Source organism: Bartonella sp. AA16NXGY, assembly GCF_042197325.1.
Classification (GTDB): domain Bacteria; phylum Pseudomonadota; class Alphaproteobacteria; order Rhizobiales; family Rhizobiaceae; genus Bartonella.
The window spans coordinates 21,911-47,626 of sequence record NZ_JBHIRR010000002.1; the positions used below are offsets into that span (position 1 = coordinate 21,911).

Consider the following 25,716-nt stretch of genomic DNA (forward strand, 5'->3'; position numbering starts at 1 on the left):
AGAGAAGAAAAAACTAATTTAATCACACTGTATAACTTGTCATTATCATCAAAAAGATAGTGTCATAAACAAAAGATATAAAAATACCGCTCTTTTAAAGAAGAGCGGTATTTTGTAGAATATTCAATTCCTCGCCTCTTCATCTTAAATGACAAAGATCCTTAACCTACACCAATCATTAAACAATTCAATTTCTTTGAGTGAATTCCTTTTGACTTCCCTCTTCATATATAACGATTTGATTTATAACAATAAATCATCATTTTCAACTTGATTCATAACGCTGAATACTGTAAAATTCTCTTAATCACAAACTCTCTCACATTGAAGTAATTAAAATCTTTTGTCTGCACATCACAAACAAAACGAGCGTGTGAGGTAAAATGATAAAAGAACAGAATGAAAATTCTCAAATAATAAAGAGCTTTAGCAATATTAAGAACTGAAAAAGTGTATTATAATGCCAGCGTGTACTTTTACTAAACATAAAGATGATGGTGCACAATAGGTCTTATAACAGTTTGAATGAATTTCATATATTTCAAGAGGAACTTTTACAGCTATACCATTCACGAACACCCTCGCGAAGTAGATTTGAGCATTTTGAGAGATGTCTTCTTAACACAAAGCACCCAGATAGGCTCAGAATCCTATCTTAAATATTTTATAACAGTATAAAAACTACCCCATATATAAAACTTTACATAGACTAAACACCACCGCTCTAAACGATAGTGCACAACAGAATAATCAATCAAAACTGCACAACAGATATCTAAAACAGTAATTATCGAAAAGCATACAACAAATGGAACATTTCAATACAATTGGTTATATTCTTTTTTAAAGTTTTAAAATGTTGTTGCATGCTTCACAAATATTTTCTGCCTCATGTGCCTTTTAAAATTTACTTTTTAAAAGCTTTTTAAATATGAAGTGGTTTAGCAAATGTTGCCAAAGCTGCCTCACGCACGGCTTCTGATAAGGTAGGATGTGCATGGCAACAACGTCCCAGATCTTCTGATGAACCTCCAAATTCCATTAAAACTGCAATTTCATGGATCATTTCACCAGCACCAAATCCAAGAATATGCCCCCCTAATACCCGATCTGTTTTTTTATCAGAAAGGATTTTAACGAACCCATCACTCTTTTGCATTGCACGTGCACGACCATTGGCCATAAAAGGAAATTTGCCAACATTATATTCAATACCAGCAGTTTTTAGCTCTTCTTCTGTCCTTCCTACACTCGCAATTTCCGGCTGTGTATAAACAACACTAGGAATAACATCAAAATTAACATGCCCTTTTTGACCTGCCAAAATTTCTGCCACAGCAACGCCTTCTTCCTCTGCTTTATGTGCTAGCATTGGTCCTTTTACGACATCACCAATCGCATAAATTCCTGGAACATTCGTCTGCCAATGAGCATCAATTGCAATAAATCCGCGTTCATCTAACTGAACACCAGCCTCTTGTAATCCAAGCCCCTCTGTATAAGGAGAACGTCCAGTAGCAATAAGCACAACATCAGCCTCTAAAGTTTCAGATTCACCACCTTTGACAGATTCAAAGCTCACCTGAGCAGTTGAGCCAGATTGTGTAACAGCTGTTACCTTTGCACCCGTTTTATATTCAATCCCCTGTTTTTCCATTAATTTCTGAAATTGCCGTGAAACTTCACCATCCATTGAGCCCAAAACTTTATTAAGATACTCAATAATGGTCACCTTAGCACCTAAACGGCTCCAAACTGATCCAAGTTCTGAACCAATGACACCAGCACCTACTACAATCATATGCGTTGGTACTTTTTCAAGTGAAAGAGCTCCCGTAGAAGAAACAATAGTCTTTTCATCAATTTCAACATTCACCCCTGGAATGCCTGAACTCTCTGAACCGGTAGCAATAATAATATTTTTTGTCTCAATTGTTTGTTTATTACCATCTCTGGCAACAACTTCCACATGACCCGCACTCAAAATTTTGGCTGTCCCAAAAAAAGTATCAACTTTATTTTTTTTCATCAAAAAAGAAACACCACTCGTATTGGCTGTCACCACAGCTTTCTTATGAACCATCATTTGTTCAAGATTAAGCTTAGATTTACCAATAGAAATACCAAGCGTTTCAAAACCATGCTGGGTTTCAGAAAACACTTCTGAAGCATGCAGCAACGCTTTAGAAGGAATACAACCAACGTTGAGACATGTTCCTCCTAATGTTGTACGCTTTTCAATAATTGCTACTTTAAGTCCCAGTTGCGCCGCTTTTATTGCTGCTACATAACCACCTGGACCCGCTCCGATCACAGCCACATCATAAGACATCCGTTTCTCCTTTCATCCTGAAAACTGTATTTTACAAATCAAGAACAAGGCGTTCCGGATCTTCTAAGCTTTCCTTAACACGCACAAGGAAAGTCACAGCTTCTTGCCCATCCACAATACGGTGATCATAAGAAAGCGCTAAATACATCATGGGGCGGATCACAACTTGACCCTCAACAACCATTGCTCGCTCTTTAATCGCATGCATTCCCAAAATACCAGATTGTGGTGCATTCAAAATCGGTGTTGACATCAACGATCCATACACACCACCATTGGTAATGGTAAAAGTTCCGCCCTGCATATCAGAAACGGCTAATTTTCCATCACGCGCAAGACGCCCCAAACGACCAATCTCTTTTTCAATCTCTGCCAATGACATTTGATCTGCATCTCGCACCACTGGAACAACAAGCCCTTTATCCGTTCCAACAGCAATTCCAACATTGACATAGTTTTTGTAAACAATATCTGTCCCATCAATCTCTGCATTAACAGCAGGAAGTTCTTTTAATGCATGACAAACAGCCTTGGTAAAAAAACCCATAAAACCAAGCTTAACACCATGTTTCTTTTCAAAAAGATCCTTATAACGCTTGCGCAAATCCATCACCGCTGACATATCAACCTCATTAAATGTGGTTAACATTGCTGCTACATTTTGTGCATCTTTAAGACGGCGAGCAATTGTTTGACGCAATTTCGTCATACGAACCCGCTCTTCACGTGTTTCTTGGACAGGAGGTGCCGAAGAACTCGTCGCAGAAGAAGAGGGTGTAGGAGCATTTGTACTTTGTTTTAATCCACCAAGAACATCTTCTTTAAGAATTTGTCCACGTTTTCCAGAACCTGAAATATCGCTTTTTGCAACATTATTTTCAGCCATCAATTTTGCTGCTGAAGGAGAAGGAGGCATTGCACTGCTCAAAGCAGGCTTCTTCGATTCAGATGAAGCCGCTGGAACAAGTGTAGCAGAAGGTGAAAGTGATTGGGAGATACCAGCTTCTCCAGCTTTCACCACTCCTAAAAGAGCATTTACTTCAACCGTATCGCCTTCTTTTGCAATGATTTCAGATAATTTCCCAGCAACAGGAGAAGGAACTTCAACGGTTACCTTATCAGTTTCTAATTCAACCAAAGGCTCATCCATAGCGACAGCTTCGCCAAGTTTTTTAAACCATTTGCCAACCGTTGCTTCGGTAACCGATTCGCCCAAAGTAGGAACACGAATTTCAGTAGTCATAATATTTTTCCATACATCAGAGTAGTAATAAATTAAGAACCTAACGCGTCTTTAAGAAACGCAGCCAGTTGTTCAAGGTGTTTCACCATTAACCCAGAGGCCGGTGACGCACTCGCAGGACGTCCTGCATAACGAGCACGTGAATATTGCGCATTAATATGCGTCAAAACCCATTCCAAATAAGGCTCAATAAATGACCAAGCCCCCATGTTTTTTGGTTCCTCTTGGCACCAAAAAACTTCCGCCTGCAAAAAGCGCGATAATACATTCACCAAAACTTTTGCAGGGAAAGGATAAAGCTGTTCAACACGAAGGAGGTAAACATCATCAATACCCCTTTTTTCACGTTCTTCATAAAGGTCGTAATAAACCTTACCAGTACAAAGAACGACACGGCGAATCTTATTATCTTTTTGCAACTTAATGACAGAATCTCTGAGACATTCTGCATCATCAAGCAACACACGACAAAAACTTGTTTCTGGCCCCATTTCATTGAGAAAAGAAACAGCTCTCTTATGACGTAAAAGTGATTTCGGTGTCATCAAAATCAATGGCTTCCGGAAATCACGCTTAATTTGTCGACGCAAAATATGAAAATAATTTGCAGGGGTTGTACAATTAGCAACCTGCATATTATCTTCCGCACAAAGTTGAAGAAACCGTTCTAAACGTGCAGAAGAATGCTCCGGCCCTTGCCCTTCAAAACCATGAGGCAATAAACACACAAGACCAGACATACGAAGCCACTTACGCTCTGCGGATGAAATAAATTGATCAAAAATGACCTGTGCACCATTAGAGAAATCACCAAATTGTGCTTCCCAAAGTGTTAATCCTCGTGGTTCAGCAAGAGAATATCCATATTCAAAACCAAGAACAGCTTCTTCAGAAAGCATAGAATTAACAACGTCATAAAGCGCTTGCCCCTTTTGTAAATGATTCAAAGGAATATAACGCGCCTCATTTTCTTGGTCATAAAGAACTGAATGACGTTGTGAAAAAGTTCCCCGTTCAACATCTTCACCGGAAAGACGAACCGGTGCACCTTCCAAACAAAGTGAACCAAAAGCTAAAGCTTCAGCGGTTGCCCAGTCAACACCCTCACCGGTTTCAAAAATTTTAGCACGATTATTTAAAAAACGTTGAATGGTTTTGTGAACGTGAAAATTCGCCGGAATTTCAACAATTTTCTGACCAATTTCCTTTAAAGTTTTTACTTCAACACCGGTTGCTCTAGAATGCTGCTCATCAGAACTACTAAAAGCTTTGAGTCCCGTCCAGCTTCCATCAAGCCAATCAGCCTTATTAGGCTTATAAGAAGCACTCGCTTCAAGTTCACCTTCAAGCTTATCGCGCCATAATTTTTTTTGTTGCTCAATCTCTTCTGAAGAAATCATTCCTTCTGCTACCAATTGGTCACTATAAAGTTGAAGTGTTGTTTTATGATTACGAATTGCTTTATACATAAGCGGCTGCGTAAAGGAAGGTTCATCACCTTCATTATGCCCATAACGGCGATAACAAAACATATCAATAACCACTGGTTTATGGAAAATTTGGCGAAACTCTGTTGCTATTTTGGCAACAAAAACAACCGCCTCAGGATCATCACCATTCACATGGAAAATTGGTGCATCAATCATTTTTGCGACATCTGATGGATAAGGCGAAGAACGTGAAAAACGTGGAGATGTTGTAAAACCAATCTGGTTATTGATAATAACATGAAGTGAGCCTGCAACACGATAACCTTTAAGACCTGAAAGACCAAAAGTTTCTTGGATAACGCCTTGTCCTGCAAAAGCGGCATCACCATGAATAAGCAATGGCATCACTTTTGAACGCTCACTTAATGGGAGTAAATCAGTATGCGCAGGTCCCATAAGTTGATCTTGTTTAGCACGTGCTTTTCCCATGACAACCGGATCAACAATCTCAAGATGAGATGGATTGGCTAACAGCGATAAATGAACTTTTTTACCATCAAAGTCCAGATCAGCGGTAGTTCCCAAATGATATTTGACATCACCGGATCCCTCCACATCATCAGGCTTGTAAGATCCCCCTTTGAATTCATGAAAAATAGCCCTATGCGGTTTGGCAAGAACTTGTGAAAGAACATTTAAACGACCACGATGTGCCATTCCTAAAATAACTTCCCTAACCCCCAAAGCACTACCACATTTGATAATCTGTTCAAGAGCGGGAATCAGCGCCTCACCACCATCGAGTCCAAAACGCTTTGTACCTTTATATTTAGTGTCTAAAAACTGTTCGAATCCCTCTGCCTGAATAAGCTTATTCAGAATAGCTTTCTTGTCTTGTTGTGTGAAAGAATTTTTTTTATCTCGCCCTTCAATGCGTTCTTGAAGCCATACTTTCTGAACCGGATCAGAAACATGCATATATTCCACACCGATTGTTGAACAATAGGTACGATTGAGAATCTCAAGCATTTGCGGAATAGTTGCATATTCCAACCCTAAAACATTATCAATAAAAATGGGACGCTCGTAATCAGCTGGAGTAAAACCATAAGCTTCTGGAGAAAGTTCCTTATAATCTTCTTGTTTTTCGGCCAATTGAAGAGGGTCAAGTTGCGCATGAAGATGTCCCCGTTCTCGAAACGCACGAATCATCATAATTGCATGAACGGAATCACGTGTTGCACGAATAATATCTTGTTCACTGGAAGTTTTTCCCTTTTGTGCAGCACCTGTTATTGCTTTTTCCTTTAATTTATCGCCAAAATATTTTTCAAGAGAAGACCAATCACCATCAAGAGCAGAAATCAATTCACCCTCTGCTTTTAATGGCCAATGATCACGCTGCCATGTTGCTCCTTCAGCATTTTTAAGAACATCTTCTTTATTATCATGAAGTCCTTCAAAAAAAGCACGCCACTGTGAATCAACACTGGTAGGATCTTTTTCATATTGAGCATAAAGTTGATCTATATAATCCGCATTCCCACCATAAAGAAATGATGTCTGTGCAAAAAGGCTATTTATTTCGTCCTGCCTTGCCATATACTTCTCCGGAACATTTATTCCGTCTCCTTATATCTCTTTTTGATCTTTAAATGCTTACAAACAAGCAGTGATTCGAACATTCAAAAAAGTTTTACCTTTTTATACTCAAGCTTTTTCACCTGAATCTAAGAACCTTTTCTTATTCAGGTGAAACTTTCTTTTAGCCTTTCAAAACTGACATCAAAGTCTTACCTATCTGTGATGGCGAAGAAGATACACGAATCCCTGCTGATTCCATTGCCGCAATTTTATCTTCTGCTCCACCTTTACCACCAGAAATAACAGCACCAGCATGTCCCATTGTACGTCCTGGAGGAGCCGTACGGCCAGCAATAAAGCCAACAACTGGCTTTTTACGACCTTTTCTTGCTTCATCTTGCAAAAACTGTGCTGCTTCTTCTTCAGCAGAACCACCAATCTCACCAATCATAACAATAGACTCGGTTTCATCATCCGCTAAAAACATTTCCAACACATCAATAAATTCAGTGCCCTTAACAGGATCGCCACCAATCCCTATAGCAGTTGTTTGTCCGAGACCTTCCTGACTCGTTTGAAAAACGGCTTCATAAGTTAAAGTTCCCGACCTCGAGACAACCCCAACAGAACCTTTTCTAAAAATAGAACCAGGCATAATACCAATTTTACATTCATTTGGTGTAAGAATACCGGGACAATTAGGACCAATAAGACGAGACTTTGAGTTTTCTAATCGCGCCTTCACTTTAACCATATCCATAACGGGAATACCTTCCGTAATACAGATAATTAAACGAACTTCAGCTTCTATAGCCTCTATAATAGCTGCCGCAGCCCCTGCAGGAGGAACATAAATAACGGAAGCATCTGCACCTGTTTTTTCTTTTGCTTCTGCAACATTAGCGAAAATAGGAAGAGTTTCGCCTTTTGAACCTTCCCATGTTTCTCCACCCTTTTTAGGATTAACGCCACCAACCATTTGCGTACCATGATAAGCAAGCGCCTGTTCTGTATGAAACGTTCCTGTTTTTCCTGTAAGCCCTTGAACTAGAACTTTTGTCTCTTTATTCACAAGAATTGACATAGCTTAAGCTCCCTTCACGGCTGCAACAATTTTTTGGGCAGCATCATCTAAATCATCAGCAGGAATAACATTCAAACCACTCTCATTGATAATTGCTTTACCTTGCTCAACATTAGTACCTTCAAGACGAACAACCAAGGGAACCTTTAAACCAACCTCACGAACAGCAGCAACCACACCTTCAGCAATGACATCACAACGCATAATACCACCAAAAATGTTAACCAAAATGCCCTTAACATTTGGATCGGCCGTAATAATTTTAAAAGCAGCTGTCACCTTTTCTTTTGATGCTCCACCACCAACATCCAAAAAATTCGCTGGCTCTGCTCCATAAAGCTTAATGATATCCATTGTTGCCATAGCAAGCCCAGCACCATTAACCATGCAACCAATCGTACCCTCAAGAGCAACATAAGCAAGATCATGCTTTGATGCTTCTATTTCCTTTGGATCTTCTTCTGAAAGATCGCGCAATTCTAAAATATCTGGATGACGAAACAGAGCATTATTATCAAAAGAAACTTTCGCATCAAGAACACGCAAGTGACCATCTTTCATCACAATAAGCGGATTGATTTCTAAAAGGCTCATATCTTTTTCACAAAATGCCTTATAGAGAATCGGAAAAAGCTTTTCACCATCTTCTCGCGCACTACTTTGTAGTTTCAACGCATCACAAAGTCTTGCACAATCAGCAGAAGTAACACCCTCTACAGCATCAATGGGAAGCGTGAATATTTTTTCTGGTGTCTCTTCAGCAACCGTTTCAATATCCATTCCACCTTCTGTTGAAACAACAAAAGCAATTCGACCAACGCTACGATCAACCAAAAGTGAAAGATAAAGCTCCCGTTCAATATCGGCACCATCTTCAATATAAAGGCGGTTGACCTGCTTACCCTCTGGACCAGTTTGTTTGGTTACCAAAGTTTTTCCAAGCATTTCTTGAACATTTGCAACAACTTCTTCAACAGATTGTGCAAGCCGAACACCACCCTTTGCATCAGGACCAAGTTCTTTAAACTTACCCTTACCACGACCACCAGCGTGTATCTGACTTTTAACCACATAGAGAGGTCCGGGCAATTTTTCCGCCCATTTTTCAGCTTGCTCTACAGAATAAACAGCGACACCATTTGCAATTGGTGCTCCATATTCATGAAGCAGACGTTTGGCCTGATACTCATGGATATTCATGCATTTGTCCTTTTCTTTTATGGATCTTATTAATCCTAAAGTTTTAACATTCTAAATACTTATTTTAATGAATTAAATCTTGTTCAATTTACTTGAGACTAGGTACAAGAGCAATACAAGCTTCACAAAGCTTTTTAACCGCATTTACTGAATGATCAAAAGCACCTCTTTCTTCTTTATCAAGATCAATTTCAATGACTCGTTCAACACCACCTGCACCAAGTACAACAGGTACCCCAACATAGGTATCATTAACCCCATATTCTCCTGAAAGATAAGCTGCAACAGGCACAACACGCTTAGTATCCTTTAGGTAGGCCTCAGCCATAGAAACAGCAGAAGCTGCTGGTGCATAATAAGCAGAACCTGTTTTTAACAAACCAACAATTTCTGCACCGCCATCACGGGTACGCTGGATAATTTGATCAATTCTTCCCTGTGTTGTCCAGCCCATCTTTATAAGATCAGGCAAAGAAATACCACCAACCGTTGAATAACGCACGAGAGGAACCATTGTATCACCGTGGCCCCCTAAAACAAACGCTGTCACATCTTTAATAGAGACCTTAAATTCCTCAGATAAGAAATGACGAAAACGCGCTGAATCAAGAACACCAGCCATACCAACCACTTTATGTGTAGGGAGACCTGAAAATTTCTGCAATGCCCACACCATCGCATCAAGGGGATTGGTAATACAAATAACAAACGCTGAAGAAGCGTATTTTTTAATTCCAGCTCCAACTTGTTCCATAACCTTTAAATTAATGCCCAAAAGTTCATCACGACTCATACCAGGTTTTCGCGCAACGCCTGCTGTTACAATAACAACATCAGCACCTTCAATTGCTTCATAAGCATTAGCACCTTTTAGACTGATATCAAAACCATCAACGGGAGAAGATTCGGCTATATCTAGAGCCTTACCTTGTGGCACACCTTCTGTAATATCAAATAAGACCACATCAGCAAGCTCTTTAAGCCCAATAATATGTGCTAAAGTACCACCAATCATACCTGAACCAATGAGAGCTATTTTTTTCCGTGCCATTTTATTTTTTCCTAACTTTTAGATAATTCAGCGCACACCCAATCAACGTCCGTATACTGAATATTTTTGACTTCAACCATATTCAAACAATATCATAAAAAGGAGTAAAGAAATGAAATTTACAAATTTATCTCCTTACAGAAACAACAACCCTCCGCTGAAACAACTATTAGAAAATTATCACGATGTATCGATAAAGTGAATTTTAAAAAAATACAACAGAATTATTATATTTCTTTAATTTCAAAAAGTTATTGTTTTGACAGTTTACGTAAAGGTAAAAGTATAATCAATGCTTCTTCTTCAAAAGAAAATGTTCTTCCCAAAGTTTTAAATAATCGTAGCTTTGCATTTCGAAAAGACGTGATTGTGTTCTTTGAAATTCAAATGTTTCCGTAATCTGCGCATGCCCTTTATACAAAGCCCCTATCCCTGCCGCAGCCGACATAAACAACCGTATGTGGCGCTCATAAAGAATATCAATAAGCAAAATAAACCGTTTTGTTTCATTGCGACATGTATCATCCATGACCGGTACATTATCAATAAAAATCGTATGATAACGCTCCCCTAATAACAAATATTCAGCCGCGGCCAAAGGCTTTTCACATAAATCCCCATAATCAAAACGAGCACATCCTGCACCAAAGCGCGGAATAGGAATAAAGCGCCCTTTTATAGAAAGCTCATCAGACATCTCCTTATGTCCTCGCAATACAAGTGTCCATGCTTGATCCATATATTCATTTGCTTGAACCCCCAACGGCGATACATACATCTGTTGTAGATTTGATTTTTCAAGGCGATAATCTGTTTTTGCATCAAGATTAACAACACGAACATATGCTTTCAAAACTTGAATAAAAGGCAAAAAGAGCTCACGATTTAAACCGTTACAATAAAGGTTATCTGGCGCCACATTTGAAGTCGCAATAAAGAAAATTCCTTTATCAAACAGAGCAGAAATAAGCCGCCCCAATACCATAGCATCAGCAATATCCGTTACACTAAACTCATCAAAACAAAGTACTTTTGCTTCTCGTGCAAGATCCTCAGCAACAGCTAAAATAGGATTATCTTGTTTAAATTTTGCACACCCAGATGCTTGACGATAAAAATTAATACGCTCATGCACATCAGCCATAAAATCATTAAAATGGGCACGCTTTTTATGACCTTTAGGCAAACAAGAAAAGAACAAATCCATCAGCATGGTTTTGCCCCGTCCTACTTCACCATAAATATACAGTCCCTGAAAAAAACCTGTTTCATCTCCTTGTTTTACAACACAAGAAATATTTTGTTTTTTCCTTTTAAATATTCTGTTAAAGAAAGAGCAAAATATCCAAGGCAAAGGATGAGAGATATTTTGTTCCGCAATTTTTTTTAATAAATGATCAAAATATTCTGTTATAGCTAATTGAGCGGGATCAAAACAAACCTCTCCTTTAGCGACAAGCTCCTTATAACGTGTTGAAACGAGAATCATCCAAAAAACCTTTTTCAAACCGATCTCAATGAAAAATACAAATACTTTTCAAGAATCTGTCCGTCTAGTTTAGTTTGTCATAAACGATCAAAAATGATTTAACGACTTAAAATAACGGGATGATCATCAAGTGTACGTCCCTCAAAACGATCAACATTTGAAGAATAAAGAACGAGGATAACACGTCCAGAGTTATTATAAAAATATAATCTTTTTCCTTTAACAGCCCACGATCTCACTTGGGAAGCAATTCCTGGACAGTGTAAAGGACCAGCACGGTACCCTTGTCCAAACTTTGTTTGTGGAGTTGCAATCCGGCAAACTTTTCCTCCTATAGAAAGATTCCACACCCCAGCAACACTTGCAGGAAATAAATCAGTAGCATTACTTGGCAATTCGAGACTAGCCATTCGTCCATCGCTCTGAGAATCTCCTTTTTCATACATCGGAGCGTTTGCATCTTCAGATATCGACGAAGAAGTAGACGACAGATCAGACGCTTCTAATATTGTCATTTGTTGAGATGGATAAAAAACTTCTAATGCGTTACCATCGTCATTACCATCAAACCGTGTTGTTGAACATCCCCCTAAAAACATTACAGTTGATAGTGCAACGAAAAACGAAACTTTTGAAAACGCCATGTCTGTACTCTCTCCCACGACAATAAATAAGTTCACAAAAAAATTAAGCGAATATTTGTTATAGTTACAAAGATAAATTAACAAATTAAAAAAAACAGGTTAAAATCACTTATTTTAAAAGAAATAATTTATGTGCCCAATTTTATATTTATTAAACACTAGAAATTTATAATATTTTCAGTCATATATCTTTTTATAAGTAATCATTAGAAATAGAGAAATTTCATGAAAACGCCATTTAGCAAAATGGACGGTCTTGGAAATCAAATTATTGTTGTTGATATGCGTGAAAGCACATACGCTCTTACACCACAAGCAATCCTTGCTTTGTCGGCAGATCCTGAAATGCATTTTGATCAAATCATGGCTATCCACACACCAACCCAGAAAAAAACCGACTTCCGCATAGAAATATGGAATGCCGACGGATCAATGGCTAAAGCTTGTGGCAATGGTACCCGCTGTGTCATCGCATGGCTTAAAGATCACAATTTTGGTGAAAAATTTCATTTAGAAACTCCCGCTGGAATTATTGAAGGAAAATACCAAACCGATAATCTCATTTCTGTTGATATGGGATGCCCAAATTTCAATGCAAAAGAGATGCCTGTTTCACGTGAAATAGTTGATACCAATCACGTAGAAATTATCGCTGGTCCCCTAAAAGACGCTTGTCTCATATCCATTGGCAATCTCCATGCTATCTTTTTTGTTGAAAATGATATTCAACATATTCCATTAGAAAAATATGGGCCAAAACTTGAACATGATCCCCTGTTTCCCGAACGGTGCAATATTTCCATTGCTTGCATAACGTCAAAGAAAAGTCTAAATTTACGTACATGGGAGCGAGGGGCAGGATTAACACAAGCATGTGGGAGTGCTGCTTGTGCAAGTGCAGTGGCTGCTTATCGTCGTGGACTTACAGAGCGCCATGTTGATGTAAATTTACCAAAGGGAAAACTTAATATTTTTTACCGAGAAGACGATCATATTATCATGACAGGACCAATTAAATATCACTTTAGTGGTTTTTTAAGCCCTTTAACAGGGTGTTACAAAAAGGATCACTCCTGATGGCAATAGAAATTGTAACTTTTGGTTGTCGACTTAATAGCTACGAATCGGAAATCATTCGCAAAGAAAGTACTTCTTCAGGGCTAGATCAACTTAAAGATGGTGCTATTATCTTTAATACCTGTGCTGTCACTGCCGAAGCCGTACGACAAGCAAAACAAGCTATCCGCAAAGCAAGACGTGAAAATCCTCATGCGCGTATCATTGTAACAGGGTGTGCAGCCCAAACAGAAGCACAAAATTTTGCCTCAATGACAGAAGTAGATCTTGTTTTAGGAAACGAAGATAAACTTCACGCTCATTCTTATCGTCAACTTCCTGATTTTGGTATTAATCATTCTGAAAAGGTGCATATCAATGACATTATGGAAGTACAAAAAATTGCTCCACATATGGTCAGTGCAATGCAAGAGCGCACCCGCGCTTTTGTACAGGTACAAAACGGATGCGATCACCGCTGTACATTTTGCATTATTCCTTATGGACGAGGACCATCTCGTTCAGTTCCCATGGGTGCTGTCATAGAACAAATTAAAAAGCTGATAGGTGGGGGTATCCAAGAAGTGGTCCTTACAGGTGTTGACCTTACAAGTTATGGCCACGATCTTCCTGGAAAAGCTACTCTAGGAAAATTAACTTCAGCTATTTTGCATCATGTCCCTGACTTAGCCCGATTACGCCTCTCATCTATTGACTCTATTGAAGCAGACGAAGAACTCATAAATCTTTTAGCTTATGAAACAAGAATCATGCCCCATTTGCATTTATCTTTGCAAGCAGGTGATAATATGATTTTAAAACGGATGAAACGGCGTCATCTGCGCGAACATGCCATTCAATTTTGCCAAGAATTGCGTGCCAAACGTTCTACAATGGTTTATGGTGCCGACTTAATTGCTGGTTTTCCTACAGAAACAGAAGAGATGTTTCAAAATAGTCTTGCCTTAATCAAAGATTGTAATTTAACCCATCTCCATGTCTTCCCCTTTAGTCCAAGAGAAGGAACACCTGCCGCACGTATGCCACAAATCAACCGTAAAATAGTTAAGCTGCGTGCTGAAAAATTGCGTAAAGCAGGTGATATGGCTTACCAAAAGCATCTTGCTCATTTACAAAACAGTCTACAAACAATTCTCGTTGAAAAAGATGAAATCGGACGAACAGAAGATTATACTCTTGTACAAGTTAAAGGTGCAAAAGCAGGAACAATTGTTCAAGCCCTTATCGTTGATCATGATGGCGATAAATTGATTGCTGTCCCTCCAAAATTAAACGCTGCTTGAGCAGGAGAATTCTTATGACTAAATCTTTTATAAAAAAAATATTCTCTTTTAACAAATCTCAAGAGCAAGAAATTGAACAACAGATTTCTATTCCTGATAAAAGCGATATAATAGAAGAAAATAAAGACAAAAATGAAAAGACAAAAAATAATCAAATCTCTATAAACACAGAAAAAGAAGAACAAACAAAAAATCCAGAGTCAATACTTACAAAATATGATGAAAAATCTCCATTTCTAGAATCCCATTCTGATAAAATTCCCTTTTCTGGTAAAATTATTGTCACAGACAACATCCGTGAAAAAAAGAATGAAGAAATTTTATCTGAACCTTCTGTTGAACAAAAAAAGACAGCGTGGTTTGGGCGCCTTAAAAAAGGCCTATCCCTTTCTTCACAACGCCTAAGCGGATCAATTGGCGATCTCTTTGTTAAAAGAAAACTTGATGAAGATACACTGCAAGAGCTCGAAGATATTCTTATCCAAGCTGACATAGGTGTAGAGACGGCAACACGCATCACAAATACTTTAGCTTCCAGTCGTTACGGAAAAAACCTCTCCCCAGATGATATTCATACTATTGTAGCTGATGAGGTCAAAAAAGTTCTGGAACCTGTTGCAATACCATTAGAACTTGATCTCAGCCATAAACCTCATGTTATTTTGCTGGTAGGTGTAAATGGCACTGGAAAAACGACAACTATTGGAAAACTTTCAGCCAAATTAACAGAAGGGGGATTAAAAGTTATGCTGGCAGCAGGTGATACTTTCCGAGCCGCTGCTATTGAGCAACTACACATTTGGGGTGAACGTACCAATTCTCCTGTTATTTCGACAAAATTGGGTGCAGATGCCGCCAGCTTAGCATTTGATGCTTATGAAAAAGCAAAAAAAACAAACAGTGATGTATTAATTATTGATACAGCAGGGCGTTTACAAAATAAATCTGAATTAATGGATGAGTTGGCAAAAATTATTCGTGTTTTAAAAAAACACACCCCCCAAGCACCCCACACAATCCTTCAAACTCTTGATGCAACAACCGGACAAAATGCACTCAACCAAGTGGACATTTTCAGTGATATTGCTGGTGTTAATGGTTTAGTTATGACAAAGCTAGATGGGACTGCACGAGGAGGAATTCTTGTCGCTATCGCAGCAAAATATAAATTACCCGTTTATTTTATCGGTATAGGAGAAGATATTGAAGACCTTCAACCCTTTTCTGCTTCTGACTTTGCCGAAACTATTGCAGGAAAACACGCATGAAACAGCCTTTATCTAATCTTAATTTACACAATAATTCTGAAAAAAAGATGAATAACAATAAAAAAATTTCTCTCTCACCAACACTTAAGTTTCTTTTGGAAATGGGTCCATTGGTTGCCTTCTTTTTTGCCAATTATAAGGGAGAATGGCTGATAAAAAACATTGGATTTTTTCAAAATTTTAGTAAGCCTATTTTCCCTGCAACAGCTATTTTTATGGTGGCTATTATTATTTCCCTAAGCTTATCATGGATCCTTGCAAGACAAATTCCTATTATGCCTCTTATTTCAGGAATATTTGTTTTAGTTTTTGGCTTTCTAACTCTCTGGCTTCATAATGAAACTTTCATAAAAATGAAACCAACAATCATTAATAGCTTATTTGCTTTTATACTTTTTGGAGGGATGTTTTTTAAAAAACCACTTTTACGTTATGCTCTTGATTCTACCTTAAAACTTGATGATTTAGGTTGGCAAAAACTTACCTATCGTTGGGCGTTTTTTTTCATTTTTCTTGCCATTTTGAATGAAATAATTTGGCGTAATTTTAGCGATAATTTCTGGACAAGTTTCAAAGTATTTGGCGTCATGCCTATAACAGTCCTTTTCATGCTTACCCAAATGCCTATAATTATAAAACATTCAAAAGGACTTTTTACAGAAGAGGACAAATCTGATTCTTAAAAAAATCATCACTACCGATTATTTTATAGATTCATCGCCAAACACTGTTCGGGAGAAAAAATATGTTGATTGAACAGTTTATTTGTCGAGAAGACAATTTCGGTGTACTCCTTCATGATGAAAAAAGTGGTATGACAGCTGCAATAGATGCTCCTGAAGGCAAAGCGATTCACAATGCCTTAAAGCGCCACAATTGGACACTTAACACTATTTTTGTAACTCATCATCATCACGACCATGTAGAAGCCCTATCAGAATTAAAACAAGTTTACAACGCTACGGTTATCGGACCAGAAGCAGAAAAAGAAAAGATCAATCATCTTGATAAAACACTTCAACCTGATGAAAGTTTTTCTTTTGGCTCACTCCTTCTTTTAGCTCTTTCAACACCTGGTCATACTCTAGGCGCATTATCTTACTATTTTCCTGAAAAGAATTTACTCTTTGCTGGAGATACACTTTTTTCATTGGGCTGTGGACGTCTTTTCGAAGGAAAACCAGCACAAATGCTGAATTCTTTAAAAAAACTTCGTAAACTTCCTGATGAAACACTTCTCTATTGTGGACACGAATATACAAAAAATAACGCTCTTTTCGCACTAACAATTGACCCACATAATAAAAAACTCCACCAAAGAATAGAGGAAGTTTTTTTGCTACGTGCAAAAAACGCTATGACTTTACCAGTAACCTTAGGGCAAGAAAAAGCCACCAATCCCTTTCTCCGCTGGGATGATAGTGTATTGCGAAAGAACCTTGTAATGGAAGAAAAAACAGATGAAGAAGTTTTTGCTGAAGTTCGAAGAAGAAAGGACAATTTTTAACCATGCGTAAGTTCGTATTACGTTTGTTCCTGCTTTTTCTTTTCGTGATACATATTCAACAAACAATGGCAGAGGAAAAGGAAACAGATAATTCTTCTCTTATAGCACCTCTCATTGCAAATTATCCCTTAACAGAAGATTTTCTTTTAAAGCTGGAAAAAATTGAAAAAGAATGTAAAAACTTACTTCCAGAAACAAAAAATAATCTTATAACTTATGATTCTAGTATCCACTCTAGTATTGAAAACTACACTACCTATATTTCTAGTAAACCAAAACTTGTGAATATTTTAAAAGAAAATAATATAACACCGAAAGATTTTGCTGCGGGAACCTCAGCACTTAAAGAAATATCAGCGCTTCTCATATTTGTACCTGAAAAGGAATATTCTACTGAGAAAAATACTATATTTCTAAACAATCTTGAATTTGTTAAAAAACATTTTTACAAAGCAACAATTCTTTTAAATAGCTGTGAAAAACTCATTTTGAGCAACTAATCAGCTATGAGACATTAAAAAATATTATCCCATTAATCTAATAAAAAAGTACGTGCATTAAAAAAACACCGTGTTTTTACCATTCCTAATAATTGTTTTTATTTCGATTATATTTACAAATGTTTTTCTAAAAATAAAGAATAACAGACGGAAAAATATTTATTGAAATTCAAAAAAGAAAGGATAATTTTTCGTCATGTTTAAACTTCTATTGTGTTTTTTCTTCATTTTTCCTTTTGTATCATACGCTCAAGAAAAAAAACAAGAAATAGATGATCCTTCTTTTATACCGCCTTTCATTGCAAATTATCCCTTAACAGAAGATATTCTTTTAAAGCTGGAAAAAATCAAAGCAGAATGTAGAAATTTATCTTCAGAACCAGAACAAACAAATACAAAAAGTGATCTCAGTACTTATGATGATAATATTGAAAAATACGCTTCCTATATTTTTAATAATCCAAAACTTGTAAATATTTTAAAAGAAAATAATATAACACCGAAAGATTTTGTTGTTGCTCACCTAGCACTTCAAGCGACATTGTATGTACTTACTGATGAAGAAAATTCTACTTATGAAAAAAACTCTTTACCTGCAAGAAATATAGAATTTGCTAAAGAGCATATGTATAGAATAATAAAAATTTTAAAAGATAACTGTTAAAAAAATCTTTTTAGAACAATTGATTAACTTTGTAAACGCCGACAAATTTCATCTAATTGTTCTAATGAAGAGTAATGTATTTTTAAATCTCCACCTTTTTTACCATGTCGAATAATAACTTTCATTCCTATCACATCTGCAAGTAATTTTTCTAAAGATTTTGTTTCAGCATCTTTCTCCGTATTGGTACGCTTTTTAGTTTTAGGATTAGCTTGCTCATATGCAAGTATTTCTGTTTGACGTACTGAAAGCCCTTCACGAATAATTTTCTCAGCTAAATTTTGTGGATCATCAACGGTTATAAGACAACGTGCATGACCTGCAGAAAGTTGTCCATCAGTTAAGAATTGTTGTACTTTTTCTGGAAGTTTTAACAAACGAAGCGTATTTGCAACATGACTACGACTTTTTCCTATAACTTGCGCTAAATCTACTTGCGTATAATCATGTTCATTTAGAAGCATCTCATATCCCTTTGCTTCTTCGATAGGATTAAGATCTGCACGTTGAACATTTTCAATAATTGCCAATTCCAAAGCCGTTTTATCGTCCACATCACGAATAATAACGGGTAATTGACTTAAATTTGCACGTTGTGCTGCACGCCAGCGCCGTTCACCCGCAATCAATTCAAACCGATGAGGATGATCTCTTAAAGGCCTCACAATAACCGGTTGAACCACACCGTGTTGACGAATTGATTGTGTCAAATTATCAAGCTCTGTTTCAGTAAAATGACGCCGAGGATTGTGAGGATTACATGAAATAGATTCAATAGAAATAAATCGCTCAGAAAGACTACCGGATTCATTTAATTTATCAAAGCTTGATGAACGTGCAATATTGTTGTTTAAATTGATATCTCCAATCAATGCCGCTAATCCACGTCCTAGTCTTTTTTTTGATAGATCATCGTTCATAATTTTGCTCTTTGAGTTTTCTTACAAAAAATTTTACATTTTTAAGCAGCAGCACGTGCTTGTTTTTCACGTTGAATCATTTCTGATGCTAGACGCAAATAAGCTTGGCTCCCAGCACATTTAAGATCATAAAGCAATACAGGTTTGCCAAAAGAAGGCGCTTCTGATACTCTTACATTTCGTGGAATAACAGTACGATAAACTTTATCTCCCATAAAAGAACGTACATCTTCAACAACTTGATTTGAAAGGTTATTACGTCCATCATACATTGTTAGAACAATACCTTGGATCTCTAAAGATGGATTAAGTACGGATCGCACTTGTTTTACTGTTTCAAGTAATTGACTTAAACCTTCAAGTGCTAAAAATTCACACTGCATAGGCACTAAAACAGAATCCGCAGCCCCCATAGCATTAAGTGTTAAAAGATTAAGGGAGGGAGGACAATCAATTAAAATATAATTGAATTTTTTTTCCATTTCCGGATCATCATAGAGAGCTTTACGTAAGCGTTGTATGCGATCTTTTGATGAAGAAATTTCCATTTCCACACCTAAGAGATCAAGTGTAGAGGGAACTATATAAAGATTGGGTACGGCTGTTTTTAAAGCCGCCTGTGTAATTGAAACGCCCGAAACCAAAACATCATAAGAAGATAAAGGACGGCTATTACGATCAATCCCTAAACCTGTACTAGCATTACCTTGTGGATCAACATCCATAATAAGGACATTTTCACCAATAGCCGCTAAAGCTGTAGCAAGATTAATTGCTGTGGTTGTTTTTCCGACTCCACCCTTTTGGTTTGCAATAGCGATAATTCGTGTTTCGCTCATTTTGCTCTACCCTCTATATGATCGAATATGAGAAATTTCCAAAATAACAGAATTTTCATCAACTTTACTTTTATGTTTTAACAGATCAAAGTGCCAATTGGCAGAGGCATTTTTTATTTCTGTAGCGTAATCCCGACCTTTTTGCAAAAGAGCTATTGTTTTTTCTGTTAATAAAGGAAAAATGAGTTGTAAAAGAGTATCAAGCGGCGCTAATCCCCGTGCTGTTATAATATCAGATATGGGAATTTTTTGATATATATCTTCAATTCTAGCGTGATAAACCGTTGCTGGAAGATTAAGTTGAGCAATAACTGTTCGCAAAAAAGCAACTTTTTTCCCATTACTTTCAACAAGATTAATATGTCCTGCTTTTTTTTCTTTCAAAAAGATAGCAATCACAATTGCAGGAAAACCTCCTCCTGATCCTAAATCACACCAATGTAAAGAATGAGCATACAAAGGAAAAATTTGTGCTGAATCTAGAATATGTCGTGTCCATAGATCTGGTATAGTTGTAGCAGATATCAAATTAATATGTGCATTCCACTGAAGTATTAAAGACTCAAACTGAATTAAATTTTCCATCATTTCACGTGAAACAGAAGGAACAATATTTAATAATTGTTGATATTTTTTTTCTGTAGAAAAATTCATTAAGCTGTTTTAGCCTTTTCACGTCGTTGACGTTGAATATGTGTAATAATAAGCGATAACGCGGCGGGTGTCATGCCATCAATTTTTTGTGCATCAGCAATTGAACGCGGCGACACTTCTTGAATTTTTGATTTAAGTTCATTTGAAAGACCTGAAATTGCCTGAACATCGAGAGAAGAAGGAATTTCTAAACGCTCATCTCTCTGAAGAGAGGCAATATCTTGTGCTTGTTTATCTAAATAAACCGCATATTGTGCTTCAATTTCTAAAGATTCTGCTGTTTTAGAATCAATTGTTTTTAATTGTGGCCAAAAATCTGAAAGACGCTCTAAGGTCATATGAGGATAAGCAAGAAAATCATAAGCCGAACGCCGAATTCCATCATGATTAACATGTAATCCATGAGCAGAAGCTTCATTGGGTGTTAAAAAAAGATTTTGACATATTGATCGTGCTTGATCAAGCCGTTGTTGTTTTTTCTGATAACATTCCCAACGTATTTTACTCACAATACCCCATTTTTGTGCCAAAGGTGTTAAACGCGTATCAGCATTATCAGATCGTAAAGATAAACGAAATTCAGCACGTGATGTAAACATCCTATAAGGTTCATAAACACCACGTGAAACCAAATCATCAATCATAACACCAATATAAGCAGTAGAACGACTTATAAGTATTTCATCTAATTTACCTACTTTACGTGCAGCATTTAATCCAGCTAAAAGTCCTTGTGCTGCTGCTTCTTCATATCCTGTTGTACCATTAATTTGGCCTGCTAAGAACAAACCCGGTAAAGAACGTAATTCTAAGTTTCTCGTTAATTGTTGTGGATTAACAAAATCATATTCAATAGCATAACCAGGTTGCAAAACTATAGCATTTTCCAATCCTTCAATGGTTTTCAATAGAGAAATTTGTACATCTTCAGGAAGAGAAGTAGAAAGACCATTTGGATAAACAGTATCATCATTTAATCCTTCTGGTTCCAGAAAGATCTGATGTCCATCACGTTCTCCAAATTTAACAATTTTATCTTCAACAGAAGGACAATAACGTGGTCCTAACCCTTCAATATTTCCAGAATATAAAGCAGAGCGATAAATATTCTCGCGAATAATTTGATGTGTTTTCTCATTTGTACGTGTTATTGCACATTCAATTTGTGGTTGTTCAATTTTCTCTGTTAAAAGAGAAAAGGGTATGGGATTTTCATCTGCTTGTTGTTTTTGGAGAGCTTCCCAAGCAATTGTTTTTTTACTCAAACGAGCAGGGGTTCCTGTTTTTAATCGTCCAAGTTTTATATGATATTTTTTCAAATGTTCAGCAAGTTTTACACTTGACTGATCTCCCATACGACCAGCAGCCCATGTTTTATTACCAATATGAATAAAGCCATTTAAAAACGTACCTGTTGTTAAAACAACAGCACCAGAAAAAATTGTTCCTTGTTTTTTTAAAATAACACCTGATACACAATTATCTTTAACAACCAGATCAATAACTTCATCCTCAATAAGAGTAAGATTTTCTTGTTCTTTTAATAATTTTTGAATTGCTTTTTTATAAAGTTGTCTATCTGCCTGTGTTCGTGGTCCTCTTACTGCCGGTCCTTTACGTCTATTAAGTAGTCTAAACTGAATTCCAGCAGCATCTGCTGCTCTTCCCATAAGACCATCTAACGCATCTATTTCACGAACTAGATGCCCTTTTCCAAGTCCACCAATAGCAGGATTACACGACATTGTTCCCAGTGCTGATATTTTATGTGTAACAAGCGCTGTTTTGGCTCCTACACGTGCTGAAGCTGAAGCCGCTTCACAGCCAGCATGACCACCACCAACAATAACAACATCATATGATTGCATTTAATTCATTCCGTAGAAAATATTCTAAGGTTTCACGTGAAACAGGATATAAATTACATAATCTTTATAATCTGTCTATGAAATAATCAATGTTTCACGTGAATCATTATTTACCAACACAAAATTCTGAAAAAATAATATCAAGCAAATCTTCAACATCAATATCTCCTGTAATTTTCCCAAGAAAATCACTTGCACAACGGAGATGTTCTGCACGTAAACTGAGATCAAGAGAATGATAATTAAGAGAAAATTCAATCTCTTTAACAGCCTGCTTTAATAATTGAAGTTGCCTTTTACGTGCTGGAACAATATTTCCAATTTTAGAAGCACGATAATGACAAAATGATTCAAGTTCTTTTATAAAATAATCAAAATTTAAACCAGTTAATGCGGAAAATTGTATAGACCAACGCTGATCATTTTTTTCATAAAGATCAAGCTTATTGCCAACACACCATATTTCAGCCGATGTTTCTGGTAAATCAACTTGCTTAGGATTTCTTATATCATAAACCAAAATAACCAAATCAGCTTCCCTAACATGCTGTTTAGCAATTTCTATTCCCATCTGTTCTATTTTATTTTCTGTTTTTCTAAAACCAGCAGTATCGGTTAAAAAAACAGGTAAACCACCAAGAATAATTCTCATTTCTAAAGCATCACGGGTTGTTCCTGCTTCTTCCGTTACAATAGCAACAGATCTTCCTGAAAGACGATTCATAATGCTTGATTTTCCAGAATTTGGAGCACCAGCAATAACAATTTTTAATCCATCACGTAAAATACTCGCACGTTCTCCTTCAGTAATATATTCCCGAATAGAAGTACAAAGATCCTGAACATCTTTCCAAACTTTATCAGATATTGCGTTGGGAATATCTGCTTCATCAACAAAATCAAGTTCTGCCTCAATAAAAGCACGCGCCTTCATAAGCTTATGACGCCAATCACGATAAAGCGTCGTTAAATGTCCACTTGTACCCATAACAGCTAAACGCCGTTGGCTTTCCGTTTCTGCTTCTATTAAATCAGCAAGACCTTCTGCTTGAACAAGATCTAATTTTCCTTCCATAAAAGCACGACGTGAAAATTCACCTGCTTCTGCAATACGGCATCCAGAAAATGTCGACAATTCATCGAGAAAACGATTAACGACTGCTTTTCCTCCATGTAAATGGAATTCTGCACAATCTTCCCCCGTAAAACTATGAGGAGCAGGAAAAAAAACAGTTAAACCAGAATCTAAAAAACTACCATCACGAGCAGTAAGATTTCCATAATGCATAAAACGTGCTTTAGGTAAACGACCACAAAGCGTTTTAACTATATCCACAACATGAGGACCAGAAAGCCGAATGACTGCAACCCCTGAAGGTAACAATCCACTCGAAACAGCAAAGATTGTATCCACAGGTTTTATCCTAATAAAAACTTTAATGACTCTACGTATTCATTGAATCAAAAAATTCACTATTGTTTTTTGTTTGCTTTAATTTATCAATCAAAAATTCAATTGCATCTGTTACATTCATAGATGCTAAAATACGACGAAGAACAAAAATTTTGTGTAAATCTTGTCGTTCTACCAGAAGTTCTTCCTTACGCGTTCCTGACTTTAAAATATCCATAGCAGGGAAAATACGTTTATCAGCAACTTTTCGATCAAGAACAATTTCCGAATTACCTGTTCCTTTAAATTCTTCAAAAATAACCTCATCCATACGACTTCCTGTATCAATCAAAGCCGTTGCAATAATGGTTAAAGATCCGCCTTCTTCAATATTACGTGCTGCACCAAAAAAACGCTTTGGACGCTGGAGGGCATTTGCATCCACACCACCTGTTAAAACTTTACCTGAAGAAGGAACAACTGTATTATATGCACGCCCAAGACGTGTAATAGAATCGAGAAGAATAACAACATCACGCCCATATTCAACAAGACGTTTGGCTTTTTCAATAACCATTTCTGCCACTTGTACGTGACGTATTGCAGGTTCATCAAAAGTAGAAGAAACCACTTCTCCTTTTACTGAACGCTGCATATCAGTAACTTCTTCTGGTCGTTCATCAATTAAAAGAACAATGAGATAACATTCAGGATGATTAGTGGTAATAGAATGAGCAATATTTTGAAGTAAAACTGTTTTTCCCGTCCGAGGAGGAGCTACAATTAACCCTCTTTGTCCTTTTCCCAATGGAGATATCAAATCAATCACGCGTGATGACATATCTTTCTCTGTAGGATCTTGTATTTCCATTTGGAAACGTTCATTTGAATAAAGAGGAGTAAGATTATCAAAGTGGATTTTATAACGAATCTTTTCAGGTTTTTCGAAATTAATTGTATTAATTTTAAGGAGAGCAAAATAACGTTCTCCCTCTTTTGGACTGCGTATGGGACCTTCAATTGTATCGCCTGTTTTTAAAGAAAACGACTGTATTTGTGCAGGTGAAAGATAAATATCATCAGGACCAGGAAGATAATTAGCATCAGCAGATCTCAAAAATCCAAATCCGTCTTGTAAAACTTCAACAACACCTTCTCCTATAATTTCAACGTCTTGTAGAGCAAGTTTTTTCAAGATAGCAAACATTAATTCTTGTTTGCGCATAAGGGAGGCATTTTCAACTTCTAATGTTTCAGCAAAAGAAACAAGCTCAACGGGATTTTTGCTTTTAAGTTCTTGTAGTTTCATTTTTTGCATGAAATATGCTCTTTGTAATTAAGGAGAAGATTGTTCTAAATAATTTATGGAAATTTATGAGTGAAATATTATTAAGAAAAAATATCCTACACTCAATTTTTTTAATCTGCAAGTACCATTTATATGAAATTTGTTCCTGTAATATTAAGTAATTATATGAAAAACTTGAAAAAATATAAAATCCAAATAGTATTTAATTATTTTAATAACAAAAATGTGAGTTAGGATTATAGCATTAATGAAATGCTATTCAAAAGTATTTTTTACAGAAATTTATATTAATAAATTTATATTAAAGAAAGGATTATTCTTATTTATAACTGTGTTTAGTGTGGATTATTATTTATCCTCAATTTTATCCACAAAAG

General features: G+C 36.7%; 21 protein-coding genes. 7 read left to right on the forward strand and 14 right to left on the reverse strand.

The annotated features are described in order from the left end of the window. Positions 1 to 925 precede the first annotated feature (925 nt). From lpdA to ACFINK_RS01590, 8 genes are all read right to left on the reverse strand, one after another. Entirely contained in the window at positions 926 to 2,332 is a 1,407-nt protein-coding gene (lpdA, locus tag ACFINK_RS01555) for a dihydrolipoyl dehydrogenase (protein ID WP_375611323.1), read from the reverse strand. Between the two features lie 31 nt (positions 2,333 to 2,363). Continuing rightward, complete coding sequence (odhB, locus tag ACFINK_RS01560) at positions 2,364 to 3,575, reverse strand: 2-oxoglutarate dehydrogenase complex dihydrolipoyllysine-residue succinyltransferase (protein ID WP_375628547.1); 1,212 nt, start codon at positions 3,573 to 3,575, stop codon at positions 2,364 to 2,366. 32 nt (positions 3,576 to 3,607) lie between these two features. After that, positions 3,608 to 6,607: a 2-oxoglutarate dehydrogenase E1 component gene (locus ACFINK_RS01565; RefSeq protein ID WP_375628545.1), complete on the reverse strand. Its 3,000-nt coding sequence runs from the start codon at positions 6,605 to 6,607 to the stop codon at positions 3,608 to 3,610. Between the two features lie 163 nt (positions 6,608 to 6,770). After that, positions 6,771 to 7,673, reverse strand: a complete 903-nt coding sequence (gene sucD / locus ACFINK_RS01570) for a succinate--CoA ligase subunit alpha (RefSeq protein WP_375612754.1) — start codon at positions 7,671 to 7,673, stop codon at positions 6,771 to 6,773. A 3-nt stretch (positions 7,674 to 7,676) separates the two neighbouring features. Then, positions 7,677 to 8,873, reverse strand: coding sequence for an ADP-forming succinate--CoA ligase subunit beta (sucC, locus tag ACFINK_RS01575; RefSeq protein ID WP_375612755.1), 1,197 nt, complete (start codon positions 8,871 to 8,873; stop codon positions 7,677 to 7,679). Positions 8,874 to 8,961: 88 nt separating this feature from the next. Then, positions 8,962 to 9,924 (reverse strand): malate dehydrogenase, encoded by a 963-nt coding sequence (gene mdh / locus ACFINK_RS01580; protein WP_375628541.1) that lies wholly within the window; start codon positions 9,922 to 9,924, stop codon positions 8,962 to 8,964. Positions 9,925 to 10,213: 289 nt separating this feature from the next. Further along, the gene (zapE, locus tag ACFINK_RS01585) at positions 10,214 to 11,413 is read right to left on the reverse strand and encodes a cell division protein ZapE (protein ID WP_375638137.1); all 1,200 of its coding nucleotides are present in this window, start codon (positions 11,411 to 11,413) and stop codon (positions 10,214 to 10,216) included. Between the two features lie 98 nt (positions 11,414 to 11,511). After that, complete coding sequence (locus tag ACFINK_RS01590) at positions 11,512 to 12,057, reverse strand: AprI/Inh family metalloprotease inhibitor (RefSeq protein ID WP_375638138.1); 546 nt, start codon at positions 12,055 to 12,057, stop codon at positions 11,512 to 11,514. A gap of 225 nt (positions 12,058 to 12,282) precedes the next feature. Here ACFINK_RS01590 and dapF point away from each other — a divergent pair, with 225 nt between their 5' ends. From dapF to ACFINK_RS01625, 7 genes are all read left to right on the forward strand, one after another. Next, positions 12,283 to 13,134 carry a diaminopimelate epimerase gene (gene dapF / locus ACFINK_RS01595; RefSeq protein ID WP_375628539.1) on the forward strand — a complete coding sequence of 284 codons (852 nt, stop codon included), beginning with the start codon at positions 12,283 to 12,285 and terminating at the stop codon, positions 13,132 to 13,134. Continuing rightward, positions 13,134 to 14,417 carry a tRNA (N(6)-L-threonylcarbamoyladenosine(37)-C(2))-methylthiotransferase MtaB gene (gene mtaB / locus ACFINK_RS01600; protein ID WP_375612759.1) on the forward strand — a complete coding sequence of 428 codons (1,284 nt, stop codon included), beginning with the start codon at positions 13,134 to 13,136 and terminating at the stop codon, positions 14,415 to 14,417. The genes dapF and mtaB overlap by 1 nt, the downstream gene beginning before the upstream one ends. Before the next feature lie 14 nt (positions 14,418 to 14,431). After that, complete coding sequence (gene ftsY, locus ACFINK_RS01605) at positions 14,432 to 15,685, forward strand: signal recognition particle-docking protein FtsY (protein ID WP_375638139.1); 1,254 nt, start codon at positions 14,432 to 14,434, stop codon at positions 15,683 to 15,685. Then, positions 15,682 to 16,368 (forward strand): septation protein A, encoded by a 687-nt coding sequence (locus ACFINK_RS01610; RefSeq protein WP_375620900.1) that lies wholly within the window; start codon positions 15,682 to 15,684, stop codon positions 16,366 to 16,368. The genes ftsY and ACFINK_RS01610 overlap by 4 nt, the downstream gene beginning before the upstream one ends. 62 nt (positions 16,369 to 16,430) lie before the next feature. Further along, positions 16,431 to 17,192, forward strand: coding sequence for a hydroxyacylglutathione hydrolase (gene gloB / locus ACFINK_RS01615; protein ID WP_375628534.1), 762 nt, complete (start codon positions 16,431 to 16,433; stop codon positions 17,190 to 17,192). 2 nt (positions 17,193 to 17,194) lie between these two features. Beyond that, complete coding sequence (locus ACFINK_RS01620) at positions 17,195 to 17,692, forward strand: hypothetical protein (protein ID WP_375638140.1); 498 nt, start codon at positions 17,195 to 17,197, stop codon at positions 17,690 to 17,692. A gap of 196 nt (positions 17,693 to 17,888) precedes the next feature. Continuing rightward, entirely contained in the window at positions 17,889 to 18,356 is a 468-nt protein-coding gene (locus ACFINK_RS01625; RefSeq protein WP_375611337.1) for a hypothetical protein, read from the forward strand. A gap of 23 nt (positions 18,357 to 18,379) precedes the next feature. Here the strand turns inward: ACFINK_RS01625 and ACFINK_RS01630 are convergent, their stop codons facing one another. The 6 genes from ACFINK_RS01630 to rho form a co-directional block, all read right to left on the reverse strand. Continuing rightward, a complete protein-coding gene (locus tag ACFINK_RS01630) occupies positions 18,380 to 19,276 on the reverse strand; it encodes a ParB/RepB/Spo0J family partition protein (protein ID WP_375612765.1) in 897 nt (298 codons plus the stop codon). A 41-nt stretch (positions 19,277 to 19,317) separates the two neighbouring features. Beyond that, positions 19,318 to 20,115 (reverse strand): ParA family protein, encoded by a 798-nt coding sequence (locus ACFINK_RS01635; RefSeq protein WP_273790170.1) that lies wholly within the window; start codon positions 20,113 to 20,115, stop codon positions 19,318 to 19,320. 6 nt (positions 20,116 to 20,121) lie between these two features. Next, a complete protein-coding gene (gene rsmG / locus ACFINK_RS01640) occupies positions 20,122 to 20,769 on the reverse strand; it encodes a 16S rRNA (guanine(527)-N(7))-methyltransferase RsmG (protein WP_375638141.1) in 648 nt (215 codons plus the stop codon). Next, entirely contained in the window at positions 20,769 to 22,637 is a 1,869-nt protein-coding gene (gene mnmG / locus ACFINK_RS01645; RefSeq protein ID WP_375638142.1) for a tRNA uridine-5-carboxymethylaminomethyl(34) synthesis enzyme MnmG, read from the reverse strand. Before mnmG ends, rsmG begins: the two co-directional genes overlap by 1 nt. Positions 22,638 to 22,743: 106 nt before the next feature. Then, the gene (mnmE, locus tag ACFINK_RS01650) at positions 22,744 to 24,051 is read right to left on the reverse strand and encodes a tRNA uridine-5-carboxymethylaminomethyl(34) synthesis GTPase MnmE (RefSeq protein ID WP_375638143.1); all 1,308 of its coding nucleotides are present in this window, start codon (positions 24,049 to 24,051) and stop codon (positions 22,744 to 22,746) included. 31 nt (positions 24,052 to 24,082) lie between these two features. Next, positions 24,083 to 25,348, reverse strand: coding sequence for a transcription termination factor Rho (gene rho, locus ACFINK_RS01655; RefSeq protein ID WP_015857121.1), 1,266 nt, complete (start codon positions 25,346 to 25,348; stop codon positions 24,083 to 24,085). Between the last annotated feature and the right edge of the window lie 368 nt (positions 25,349 to 25,716).